The organism is Pseudoxanthomonas wuyuanensis, assembly GCF_900215535.1.
Taxonomy (GTDB): domain Bacteria; phylum Pseudomonadota; class Gammaproteobacteria; order Xanthomonadales; family Xanthomonadaceae; genus Pseudoxanthomonas_A; species Pseudoxanthomonas_A wuyuanensis.
In genome coordinates this window covers 231,399-244,466 of record NZ_OCND01000003.1, presented here as the reverse complement: position 1 = coordinate 244,466, position 13,068 = coordinate 231,399, and the positions used below count along the sequence as shown (strand labels likewise).

Here is a 13,068-nt window from a genome sequence, read left to right as displayed (position 1 = left end):
CGTTTCGAACCGGTTGCAGCGCTCATCCACTGATGCGCGACCCGCATCGCCATGCCGCGGCACCTGACTTTTCCGCATCGCCGCCTGCACTTGGCTTCCATAAGCAGAGAGAGAGCTCCAACGTTCAATTGCCCTTGAGGAGGGGAGAGCATGCACACACGCGTCAACAGAAAAAAGACACCGGTTACCTTGCTGGCCTTGTCGATTTCATTCGCGCTGCAAATAGGCGTGCAGGCACACGCGCAGCAGGCTGCCGCCGACGAACAGGCGGCCACCAATCTGGACCGCGTGCAGGTCAAGGGCAGCTACCGCGAAAGCCTGCAGCAGTCGCTGGACGAGAAGCGCTACAGCGTGGAACAGGTTGACGCCATCTTTGCCGAGGACATCGGCAAGTTCCCGGACTTGAATCTGGCCGAGTCGATGCAACGCATCGCCGGCGTCTCGATCGACCGCGAGGGCGGCGAAGGCCAGCGCATCTCGATCCGCGGCCTGGGTTCGGACTTCACCCGCGTGCGCATCAACGGGCTGGAAGCGCTGTCCACTGCCGGTTCCGGCAGCGCAGGCGTCAACCGCAGCCGCGGTTTCGATTTCAACACCTTCGCCTCCGAGCTGTTCAGCCGGGTCAAGGTCAACAAGACCCAGTCGGCGCAGATGGACGAGGGTTCGCTGGGTTCGACCGTCGATCTGCGCGGCTCGCGGCCGTTCGACTTCGACGGTTTCCAGGCCTCGCTGAGCGGCCAGTACGGCTACAACGAACTTTCCGAAAAGAACGACCCGCGCGTCTCCGGCCTGATCAGCAACAGCTGGGCCGACGGCCGTTTCGGTGCGTTGATGTCGGTGTCCTACAGCAAACGCAACATCTTCGAGGAAGGCTACAACCCGGTACGCTGGGAACACGGCAACCACCGCAATTCCAACCAGAGCAACGCCAACAACAACGGCACCTACGGCTTCTGCAGCCCGGCCGGCTACAACCCGCAGACGCCGCGCAGTCCGCTGTCGAACGAGACGCCGGCTGGCACCGGAAGCCAGGCCAACCAAGACCGCAACAACGGCTGGGGCAGCTACGGCATCGACGCCAACAATTGCGGCACCGGGCTACCGCGCCCGGAAGCCACGCCGGAAAATATCGCCGCCTACGAGACCGCCACCAACGCCTGGATCCCGCGCTATCCGCGCTATATCCGCACCTACCATGAGATCGAACGGTTGGGCGTGACTACCGCACTGCAGTTCAAGGTGTCCGATGACACCCTGCTGAGCTTCGATGGCATGTACTCCAAGCTGGAGAAGAATCAGCGCGAGGATTCGCTGGGCGCCAACCTGCACCGCGCCGCCAATTTGGGCGGCAAGACGCAGATCGTCGTGCGCGAGGCCCAGGTCGACGATCAGAACCGGTTGGTCTATGGCGTGTTCGACAATGTCGACTTCCGTACCGAATCGACCTCGATCGAAGAGTCCACCGAATTCAAGCAGTTCAGCCTGAATCTGGAGCACAAGTTCAACGATGACGTGCGCCTGGATGCGGTCGTCGGCCACTCGTCGTCCGACTATGAGCGTCCGGTGTTCTCGCTGGTCAGCTTCGACAACTCCAACCTGGACGGGTTTGCGCTGGATCTGCGCAACAACTGGAACCTGCCCAGCATGACCTTCCCGTTCGACCTCAGCGATCCCAACGCCTGGTCGTGGCTGGGCTACGGCAGCGTGCCGGTCAACAGCAACGGCACCGCGCGCGGCAGCAACATCAGCGAAGTTCGGCTGAATCCGAGTTACGTCAAGAATGCGTTCGATACTGCCAAGATCGATCTGCAGTTCAATATCAACCCCACCTTCACCTTCCGCACCGGTCTGGCGTACAAGAACTACGACATGAGTTCGGAGGAATACCGCCATATCAGCTACGGTCGGCTGGCCCAGTCGCTGCCCGCTGGCGTGACGGTGGGCGACATGAGCACCACGCTGTCCGGCTTCGGCAGCGGTCTGGGCGGCAACGTACCCAGTAGTTGGCTGATACCCGACTTCAACAAGATTGCCGACCTGCTGGACATCTACTGCAACTGCGACACCGGCGCGCAAGGCGGCGACTACCGCCTGGCCGGGATCGGCCACTTCGGCTCATCCAACAACAACTTCGAGGTCAACGAGAAGACGCTGGGCACCTACCTGCAGTTGGACTTCAACACCGACCTGCTGGACCGTGCCTTCCGCGGCAACCTGGGTGTGCGCTTGGTCAATACCCAGATCACGGCCTCGGGCTGGGCGCCCTGCGCGGCCGCCAGTACGGCCAACAACTCGGCCAACTGCGAGACCTTCTTCGGCGTGGCCAGCGCCACCGCCGCCGCCGGCGACCGGTTGCTGGTGCGTAGCGTGGTCAGTCATGAGTACAACGACGTGCTGCCTTCGCTGAACCTGGCCTGGGACCTGGCCGACAACTTCGTGCTGCGCTTCGGCGCCGCCAAGACGATGGCGCGACCGACGTTGACCTACATGTCGCCAGGCGTCAGCGGCGGCCCGACCGGCTACTTCGACGACGGCAGGGTGTTCTCGATCAACCTGGGCAACCCCAAGCTGGATCCGTTCCGCTCCACCAATTACGACCTGAGCGCCGAATGGTATTTCCAGGAAGGCGGCCTGCTGTCGGCGGCGGTGTTCTACAAGGACATCGACAGCTACATCCAGCGCACCCGCCTGCTGTCCACCTGGGGCGACCTGGGTTATTCGCTGGACCTGCTGCCGGCCGGCTTCACCGCCGACACCGTGTTCAACGTGCAGAGCTACTACAACACGCCGGGCGGCCCGCTGAAGGGCTATGAGTTGACCTACCAGCAGCCGTTCTCGTTCCTGCCGGGTTTCTGGCGCCACTTCGGCGTGCAGCTGAACTACACCCACGTGGAGTCTGAAATCCAGTACATGTTCAGCACCGCGGCCAATAGCAACACCACCGTGGTCACCACGTTCACCGAAAACGACCTGGTCAACCTGTCGCCCAACTCGTACAACGCAACCGTGTACTTCGACAACGGCAAGTTCAGCGCGCGGGTTTCCAGCAGCTACCGCGATGGCTACATCAGCGACATCCTCAGCCGCGAAAACGTCTGGGACCTGGACGGCAACCAGCTGACCACCGCGGATGTGACCGGCAAGTACAGCGTCCGCAACGTCGACTTCAACATGTCCTACCGGGTCAACAAGAATCTGTCGCTGACCCTGGAAGCGACCAACCTGCTCGATACCGAAGACAAACGTTACGTCGACTCGGAACTGTCGCTGCCGGACCGCTACACACATACCGGCCGGCAGTACTACATCGGCGCGCGCTACAAGTTCTGACCCTGTCAACCGGCATGCCCCGTCGCAATGGCGATGGGACTTGCCTGCTGTCTCGGCCGCTCCGCATCAGCAGCCGCGTACGCAATGCGTTCCACCCGGAGGGTGCGAGCGGGAACCGCCTGGATGGCTTGCCATGATCGCTAACCACGTAGGGAGGGAATATGAAGACCTCGGCATCGCGTAGTCTGTTGGCAGCATTACTGTGTTTAGGCATAGGAACGGGGGCAGCGCCGATCGCGCACGCCCAGAGCGGCACCAACCTCAGCCTGGGAGCCGGCAGCGACGGCTCCAGCAAGGCCAGCGGCACCAGCTATGGCAGCGTCCTGGACGGCAATATGGGCACCTGGTGGTCGCCGGGCGGCGCCACCGGACGGGTATCGGTCAAATGGGCATCGGCGACTACGGTCGCCACGGCGGTCATCCGCGAACCGGCCGGCTATGAGGGCCGTATCGGCACCTGGAACCTGGTGAACAACGATACCGGCCAGGTGCTGGCCAGCGGCTCGGGCGCCAGGACGATCAGTTTTGCGCCGGTCTCGCTGACCAAGATCAACTTCGAGATCACCGGCTCGTCCGCAACTCCGGCCGTGGCCGAGTTCGAGACCTACGCCGCCAGCGCATCTCCATCCGGCAGCATCTCCCTGAGCGCGGCGGCGTCCGGAACCAGCGCCAATCTGAACTGGACGGTCGATGGCATCACCGTCAGCGGGCAGCAGATCTATCGCGACACCGATCCCGACCCTGCCGGCCGGGTGCGCATCGCCAACGGCATTACCGGCACCAGCTACACCGACAGCGGCCTGGCCAGCGGCACCTACTATTACTGGGTCAAGGCGACCGACAGCAGCGGCACCGTCTACAACTCCAATGCAGCCAGCGTCTCCATCCAGTCCAGCGGCGGCGGCAGCGCGCTGCAAGCCTGCCGTACCCTGGTCAACGACCCCAACGTCAACTGGCGCGAATCGCCGGTACTGACCACCGACCAGCAGATCGTCAGCTGTCTTGCCGATTCCCTGGGTGGGCCGATGGGTTTTGGCTACAAGGCCACCGGCGGCTACGACCCTGATGGCGGCAGCCAGCTGGTGGTGATCACGAAAAGCGGTTCCGTCTCCCCCGAGCAGCAGATCCTCACTGCGATCAGCTCGCCTGACTACAAGTGGATCGTGTTCGACAAGCGGGATTTTTCCGCTGCTACCGATATCGCCATGTACCGGCTCGGCTGCAGCAATGCGGCGGTGCTGGCGGCGCTGGACAACGCCACCCAGGCCGAATGCCTCAGTCCTCCGCTATGGTGCGCCAACCACGGCGTTTCCAGCTCGGCCTGCGACAACACCTTCTTCAACGTCAAGCTCAACGACAGCAGCCTGAGCGCGATCAAGATCCCGATGATCGACTCCAACACGACCATCGACGGCCGCGGCAGCAACGCGACCTTCCTGTTCAGCGGCTTCGCGCTCGGCGCCGACAGTTCGGGAACGCCCACCCACACCACCCGCAACGTGATCATCACCAACAACCGCTTTGTCGGGGTCGGCCATGTCGAGGACCACAACCTGGATCCGGACATGACCCGTTCCACCGGCGCCTCGCACGACATCTGGATCCACCAGAACACGTTCGAGAACACCGGCGACTCCGCCTACGACATCAAGGTGGGCGCGCACAGCATCACCGTGTCGTTCAACAAGCTGCTCAACGTCAAGCGTGCTTCCCTGCATGGCTCCAGCGACAGCCGCACCATCAACGAGCAGATCACCACCACCATCCACAACAATCTGTATGTGACCACCGACGCGCACTATGGCGAGGCGGCCTACAACGGCCTGCGCCGGGTGCCGCTGCTGCGCCGCGGCCAGTCGCATATGTTCAACAACGTCTTCTACGGCTATCGCAAGGATCTGCTGAGCATCCGGGTCGGCGGCCGGATCGCGTTCGAGGACAACATGTTCCTCAACAACGTCGACAACAGCAAAGGCGACGACATGGCCTACTGGCTTGCGAACATGATCCGCGACTACACCGGCGGCAGCATCCGCGTCACCGGCAGCTACGTCTGGGGTGCGAATGGCAACTGCCAGGCGCAAGGCAGCGCCGGGGATCTGAACTTCGCCTTCGGCACCACGCCGGACATGTTCGCCGGCTATGACCTGCTGTCGAGGGAGCTGATCGCCGCCAACCGGTTTCCGGCAGGCATGGACCTTGCCCGCTATGCATTCGCCACCGCCGGCAAAGGCGGCATGACGCCGTATGTCTCGCCAGAAACGGCCGGTCGCGCCGCGATCATTGCGGCGGCGCCAGCGAGTTGCCAATGAAGGAAACCCTCTGAAGAACGCGACGATAGCGTCGCCGCGCGCGAGTCCGGGAAGGCTCGCCCGCGTTCGGGAACCTAGGGGCTGTTGCCTGGGTTCCCTTCTTCGTTCCGGTCCGTTGATGAACCGCACCGCATTGAAATCCCTGATTCTGCCTACTGCCCGCTGCACTGTCCTGCGCGGCGACCGGGCTCGCCTATCCCTCCGTCAGGCTGGCACACCTTGGCAAAGCCGAAGAACGCACGCACCGCGTTCCATATCGGCCTTGCCAACACCGGATCTGCTGCGGCGCAGGAACAGCAGCTACCGCTGTCGTTTACGCTGGATGCCGTCAATGCCCACGGCTGCACCCAGAAAAATACCCGGCGACCGGCGGCCTTTCGCTGCCGAAACCTCCGCATGCGTGGCCGCGCCAGCTGCGCACGCTGCCTCCCCGCTGTAACGTCAATGCAACCGTAGAAGGAAATGCCGATGTCCGTATGCCCCGCCGCCCGTCCTGCCACCCTGTCCCGTCGCCTGCGCCGCTCGTTGATGGCGCTGGCACTGGGCGGCGCCATCGGCCAGGCCGCGGCGCAGGCGCCGCAGTTGCTGTTCCATGTCTCGGCCGACAAGGATTTCATTGCCGATACCGCCGCCGGCGACGCCGTGCCCAACTTCAAGGACAAGGTGAAGCGGGTCGACGATGGCGTTCGCGGAAGCGCCATCGAATGGGCCGACGACGGCGTACTGTCGTGGAACGCGCCGGGCAACATCTACGCCCAGCGCGGTACGCTGGCGTTCTTCTGGCGCCCGCGCTATGCCGTCGGCGAAGCGCCGTTCGTGATTTTCCGCGTCGGCTACGCCGATCACAGCAGCTGGGACATGGCCTGGCTGCGCATCGACTGGAACGGCCAGGGTTTCGATGCCTTCGTCACCGACGCCAACCTGGCGCGCACGCGGGTGTCGTTCAAGCTGGACACGCTGCCCAGCGCCGATACCTGGCAGCACATCGCCTTCGCCTGGGACGAGAACCATGGCGTGCGCCTGTATCTGGACGGCAGCGAAGTCGCGCGCCAGGACACCCGCGCCGACTACGATGCGGCGCTGGATCAGCTGGGCCTGGCCGGCCGGGTGATGGCGCCCTACCAGGTGCAGAGCCGCTACAACTTCCTGCGCGGCAGCGACTTCGATGAAATCCGCATCTACGACCGCATGCTCGATGGCGCCGGCGCAGCCGCGCTGGCCCGCCATGGCGGACCGAAGACGGCGGTTGCCGGCGGCAACGATCATCGCGCCTGGCTGCACCGGCACGGCTGGGAAGGCGCGCCGCCGCCGGCGCTGACGTTGCCGGTCACCCGCATCCGCAAGGTCGAGTTCGCCGATACCAAGGACCTGAAGCAGTGGATGTGGAAGGGCAGCGACGGTATCGCCGAAACCACCTGGCCCGGGGTCTACAACCGCTCGCGCCTGCCCGGCCGCGACGACTATTTCCAGCTGCCGGACTGGAACACCTATGTCGAAGGCGGACAGAACCTGGACCTGAGCATCCCGGACAACGAAACCGTCAACCGCATCGAGATTCGCGGCGCCGCGTACGGCCAGCTCAGCCGCACCGGCAATGACGGCCAGGCGCAGGCGTTGTTCCAGCGTCCGCAGGGAGTGGTGCGCAGCGTCGACAGCTTCTCCGATCTGCAGGGCGGCAGCCTGCGCTTCAGCAATGCCGAACCGGAAACGCCGATCCAGGAAATCTGGGCCTACCGCGTCAGCGACGCCGCCGAGCCGGAAGGCACGGTCAAGCAGCACTATTTCATCAACAGCCAGGCGCTGCCGGACTACCTCAACATCGCCAGCCTGCGCGACTACATCGATGGCCGTTACCCGGACAACGAACGCAGCACGGTGATGGCGCTGCCAAAGGGCGCCGGCTCGCGCAAGCGCAATGCGGCCTCATTGCCGGCGCAACCTGCACCCATCGTGCATGTGCTGATTCCGTCGGGCGTGGGCGATGCGCCCGCTGCGCAGCCGCTGATCCGCAGCTGGGCGCACAGCTGGGAGAACATGTACGACGGCCTGGATGGCGTGGCCATCGACATCCCGGCACTCGACCTGCCTGCCACACACGATGGTCCCGACGGCAAGGTGATTCCGCTCAATATCCGCATCAAGGATCCGATCTGGCCGGCGCGCGACATGATCGATGTCGCCGTCTCGGTCGAGCCCGGCAAGAAGCGCACATTGTGGCTGGATCTGCGCGACCGCATCCTGACCGCCGACAGCCTGTGGATCAGCATCGCCTCGGCCGCGCCGGGCTTCAACGCCTCGGCGCTGGACGGCGCCGAGATCCGCATGGTGTTCAAGCCGCGCGACCAAGCGCTCCGGGAGCACATCGCCGACCGCTTCAACCAGGTCCGCGACAACTGGGGCTTCCTGGTCGAGGAACACACCACCTCCAAGCGCCAGCGCCTGTATGCGCGCGTCTATGCCGATCTGAGCGATCTGCTGCGGGTGGATCCGGATCACGAACTGGGCCGGCTGTACTGGAACTACATCAGCTACAACAGCCAGGGCCGCCCGCCATTCCAGCAACCGGAACCGCCCAAGGGCGTGCCGCTGTGGGCATTCCGCCAGGTCGAGGATCTGAAGTACGTGCGCCGTTTCATCGAATGGTGGATCGACAACCGCCAGGTCGAATACGGCGATTTCGGCGGCGGTCTGTCCGACGATACCGACCTGGTCCAGCAATGGCCGGGGCTGGCGCTGATGGGCGTGCTGCCGGACAAGCTCAACGCCTCGCTGACGGCGGTGGCCGAGGCGGTCTACAAGAACGGCATGTTCAGCAACGGGCTGTCGACCATCGAGACCGACGAACTGCATTCCTACGAGGAAGGCATCAACAGCAACAGCGCCATGCTCTACCTCAACTGGGGCGAGCCGCGCACGCTGGAACGGCTGATGGAAACGGTCAGGGCCTTCGACGAACGCATCATTCTGCCCAACCCCCAGGGCCATCTGCTGTTCTCCAGCAACTGGTTCGGCGGCAACAAGGTCTATCGCGAACCCAACTGGCAGTGGCAGAAGCCCTACTCGTTCCCTGCGCTGCATCCGGCGTTCCTGCTGGGCAGCTACAACGCCGATCCGACCGGCCGCAAACTGGTGACCGGCCTGGCCGATGGCTATCTGGCCCATGCCTATATCGCCGACGATGGCCGGTGGGTGCTGCCGAACGAGATCAACTGGGCCACCGGCAAGACCCGTGGCGGCGAACTGCTGCAAGGCTCCGGCGGCGGCGACACCATGCATCTGTTCTGGGCGGCGTGGCGCTGGAGCGGTGACGACAGATACCTGAAGCCGCTGGACTACCGTGTCGCCCGCAGCGGACCGGGCGGATTGTCCAACCTGGGCGAGAACTTCGTCGATGCGCTGGGCCGGCAGCAGGACTGGGGCAAGCAGCTGACCGAAGCGGCCGACAAGGGCGGCAGCGGCTTCGCCAGTCTGATGGCCTGGCAGGCCACCGGCGACAAACGCTATCTGGAGCAACTGCACGCCGAAGGCATCCAGGCCAAGGCGCAGCGCGAATACATGAACACCGAAGGCCACTGGTGGTCCGACCGGGTCGAGGCGCCCAGCGAGTTACTGCAGCGCGCGCGCCTGGGCGGCATTGCGCTCAAGCGCAACCAGAGCTGGCCCGGGCATACCGTCAGTTGGCGCTTCGAACAGGATGACGGTGCCGAACAGGTCGCCATCCTGGTCCCCGGCGCGCAACCGGACCGCTTCAAGGTGATCGGCTACAACCTTGGCAGCAAACCGCAGCGCGCGCAGATGACCGGCTGGAACGTCACCGCCGGACAGTGGCGGATGCGCTCGGGCATCGACCGCAACGGCGACGACGCCATAGACGGCAAGGCCAATGTGCGCGAGGTTGCGCTGGAGAAAAGCGCGTCGGTGCAGGTGCAGTTCCCGCCGCGGCAAACCGTGGTGATGGAATTCGAACTGATCGCGGCCGGTACTCCGGTCGAGCAGCGTCCGGATCTGGGCATCGGCCGCGGCGATGTGCGGGTGGCCGGTGATGCCATCGAGGTGACCGTACACAGCCTGGGCCATGTCGCCGCGCCGGCCGGCTACGCGGTACTGGAAGACGCGCGTGGCCACGAACTGGCGCGCGTGCCGCTGCCGCCGATGCAGGCGCCTACCGACCTGCTGCCGCGGACGACCACTGTGCAACTGCCGCAGACCGCCAATGCCAGCCAGGTGCGCATTGCGCTGGACGGCGAAGCCGAGGAAGTGACCCGGCTCAACAACGCAGTCAAGCTGCCATGAGCTGCCGGAGGCGGCGGAAAGCGCGGTCCAGCGCAGCCGGCCGCAACCTGTCAGGGAATCAACTGCCTGCGTAGCTGCGGCACCGCCTGCGCCAGTTCGTCGGCGACGATGGCGGCGAAGAAGTCGGCGCCTTCCGATCCCAGGTGGGTGTAGTCGAACGCGCGCTTGGCCTGGCCCATCGGTTCAGTCGCGGCGTTGTCCTGTACCGCCGGACTGGCCGGCTTTGCCGCAGCGGGTGCCGTTGGCGTCGGCGCTGCGCCGATGGTGGTGCCGCTTTGGGCGGCGCTCACCTGCTCGGGCGCAGCGGGCAGTTGCGCAAAACGCATCGCCTGCACCGGTCCCATGCCCTGCACCGCGTCGCGGCTGCGCGCATGCAGATCCACCAGAGGCACCTTCATCTCGGCCGCGACTCTGCGCACCGCGTCGGCCCAGGGCGCCAGATCGTCGACCAACCGGCCGTCGGCGAACTGGCGTCGGGTCAGCGGCGTCAGCAGCACCGGCTGCGCGCCGGCCGCGCGAATCTCTTCGACATAGCGGCGCAGATTGGCGGGGAACTCAGTGGCCAGATCGGTCGATCGGCCAGGCTTGCCGGGCTGATCGTTGTGGCCGAACTGCACCAGTACCCAGGTCGCCTCGTAAGCGCCGCCGCGCATCTCGTGCAGCGCGATGTCCCAGGAACCCTCGGCCCGGTAGTTGTAGGTGCTGCGGCCGCCGCGCGCCAGATTGACGCAGGCCAGGAACGAGCTGACGTGATCGGCGCAAAAGCGCGGTCCCCAACCGCCCTGCACCGCGGTGGTCGAATCGCCGATCAGGATGATCTTGCTGGCGCGGATGGGTTTTATCTCCACGCCGTCTCGCATGACCGGCGCAGCGGCAGCGGCATCGCCCCAGAACAACAAGCCGTTCAACAGGCCGCTCAGCACAACGATGGCACGGACAAGACGCATGGTTCAGTTTCCCGAAGCAGTGATGGAAGGATTGCCGGCAGCCGACTGCATCCAGCGCAAGGCCAGCTGCGGCCACAGCGCGACCGGCAGGCCGGTGGTTTCGCGCACGCCAAAACCATGGCCGCCCCGCGGATACAGGTGCATTTCCACCGGCACACCGGCGGCGCGCAGCGCTGCATGCATGCGCAGGCTGTTTTCGGAGTCGACCACCGCGTCATCCTCGGCATGCAGCAGGAACGCCGGCGGCGTGTCTGCGAAGACGCGCTGCTCGGCCGAATACCGCCGCACCCGTTCCGGCTCAGGCTGCGCGCCGAGCAGGCGTTCGCGCGAACCGCCATGCGCAATCCCGCTGTCCATGCTGATCACCGGATAGATAAGCAGCATGAAATCCGGCCGTGCGCTGAGCGCATCGGCCCTGTCGACCCGCTTGTAAACCTTTTCTTCGAACCGCGTGCCCAGGCTGGCGGCGACATGGCCGCCGGCCGAAAACCCCATCACGCCGATCCGCGCCGGATCCAGTTGCCACTCGCGCGCGCGCGCACGAATCAGCCGCAGCGCGCGTTGCGCATCGGCCAACGGCGCGTCCGCCCCGCTGGCATGGCCATCGCCCGGCAGCCGATAGCGCAGCACGAACAGGGTGACGCCGCCGGCATCGACGAAATCGTGCGCCAGCGCGGTGCCTTCCTTGTCCAGCACGATGCGCTGGTAACCTCCGCCCGGGGTCACCAGCAAGCCGATGCCGTTGGGTTTGCCGGGCCGGTACACCACCAGGTAAGGCTGGCTGACGCCGGTAATCGCGCGGTCCGGCCGGGCCGGATCGTCGCTGCGCTCGCTGACCTGCTGCGTCAACGGCAATCCCTTCGAACCCGGCGCAGTCCGGCCGGGCCACAGGTAGATGCGCTCGCCGTCAGGGGGCTCGCCATCGGCAGGTGCGGCGTAGCCAGGCAAGGCGACTGCCAAGGCAATCCACAGAACCGCGGCGAGATCTGCCGTCAAGCGCAATCCGCGCATCCACGGGTTGGCCGACCTGCCCGCGGCCCGGTTGGGGCTGCGGGCGCCCATGCTGCGGCGCAAAATACCATCGCCGCAACCGGTCCGGCCGCCGGTCATCGTGGAAGCCTGCGTCATCGCGGCGGCAGTCAGGCGTGGCATGGGTTTTCTCTCCTGTGGACCGGTGGGAAACGCGTGCGGCCAGCACGCGAATGCGGCATTGCGTATTGCAGATGACACCGGTTTACCATATACAGGCCATCGACCAGCGTTGTCACTCGGCAACGCAACAAAGACAGAGACATTGCGGAGATTCCCTTGAGCAGCGATGAAAGCGTTCTGAAAGAAGCGCCGGCCGACGACACGCCCGGACTGGCCACCATCGCGGCGCAGTTCGTGCAGGCCAGGCGCCAGGGCCGTTCCCTGGCCGACTTTCCCGGCCAGATTCCGGCCAACCTGGCGACCGCCTACCGCGTCCAGGACCTGGCGATCGCGCAGTGGCCGGATCGCGTGGTCGGCTGGAAGGTGGGCTACATCGCCGCCGAACGCCGCGACGAGTCCGGCGACGAACGTCTGCTGGGTCCGATTTTCCAGCGCGCGCTGCAAAATGCCACCGGTAGCAATCCGCGGCTCCAGGCGCCTCACTTTGAGGTGTTCTCCGGCGGCTTTGGCGCGGTCGAAGCCGAATACGTGATGCGTCTGGATGCCGACGTGCCCGCGGACCAGGCCGAGTGGACGCCCGAGCAGGCCGCCGCCGTGCCCAGTACGCTGTTCATCGGCATGGAAGTGGCCAGCAGTCCGCTGGCCACCATCAACATGCTGGGGCCGCGCGTGGTGGTGTCGGATTTCGGCAACAACAACGGCCTGATCGTCGGCGCCGAGGTACCCCGCTGGCAGCAGCAGGACGAAACCCAACTGACCTGCCAGACCTACATCGACGACCAGTTGGTCGGCAGCGGTGGCGCGACGATGCTGCCCGGCGGCCTGCGCGCGGCGTTCGCATTCGCGCTGGCGCGTTCGGCCAAACGCGGCCGCCCGCTCAAGCACGGCGAACTGATCGCCACCGGCAATGCCACCGGCATCCACGACATCGTTGCCGGCCAGACCGCACGCATCCATTTCGATGGCTATGGCGATATCGTCTGCCGCGCCGCGGCGGCAACGGCTTTTGCGCCGTAACCAACGGAGAAGCGAAG

At 65.2% G+C, this 13,068-nt stretch carries 6 protein-coding genes; 4 read left to right on the top strand and 2 right to left on the bottom strand.

Translation table 11 applies throughout. The features are described 5' to 3' along the window. Positions 1 to 150 precede the first annotated feature (150 nt). The 3 genes from CRO39_RS08670 (at position 151) to CRO39_RS08660 (ending at position 9,935) form a co-directional block, all read left to right on the top strand. On the top strand, positions 151 to 3,330 hold the full coding sequence (locus CRO39_RS08670) for a TonB-dependent receptor (protein ID WP_097121494.1): 3,180 nt from the start codon (positions 151 to 153) through the stop codon (positions 3,328 to 3,330). Positions 3,331 to 3,491: 161 nt separating this feature from the next. Next, complete coding sequence (locus CRO39_RS08665) at positions 3,492 to 5,642, top strand: pectate lyase family protein (RefSeq protein WP_097121493.1); 2,151 nt, start codon at positions 3,492 to 3,494, stop codon at positions 5,640 to 5,642. 468 nt (positions 5,643 to 6,110) lie between these two features. Continuing rightward, positions 6,111 to 9,935, top strand: coding sequence for a LamG-like jellyroll fold domain-containing protein (locus CRO39_RS08660; protein ID WP_097121638.1), 3,825 nt, complete (start codon positions 6,111 to 6,113; stop codon positions 9,933 to 9,935). Between the two features lie 50 nt (positions 9,936 to 9,985). Here CRO39_RS08660 and CRO39_RS08655 read toward each other — a convergent pair whose 3' ends face one another. Next, a complete protein-coding gene (locus CRO39_RS08655; protein WP_238394581.1) occupies positions 9,986 to 10,795 on the bottom strand; it encodes a rhamnogalacturonan acetylesterase in 810 nt (269 codons plus the stop codon). Between the two features lie 90 nt (positions 10,796 to 10,885). After that, a complete protein-coding gene (locus CRO39_RS08650; RefSeq protein WP_425479673.1) occupies positions 10,886 to 11,893 on the bottom strand; it encodes an alpha/beta hydrolase in 1,008 nt (335 codons plus the stop codon). A gap of 297 nt (positions 11,894 to 12,190) precedes the next feature. On the opposite strand from CRO39_RS08650, the gene CRO39_RS08645 reads away from it, so the two are divergent. Then, positions 12,191 to 13,051: a 2-keto-4-pentenoate hydratase gene (locus CRO39_RS08645; protein ID WP_425479670.1), complete on the top strand. Its 861-nt coding sequence runs from the start codon at positions 12,191 to 12,193 to the stop codon at positions 13,049 to 13,051. Positions 13,052 to 13,068: the final 17 nt, after the last annotated feature.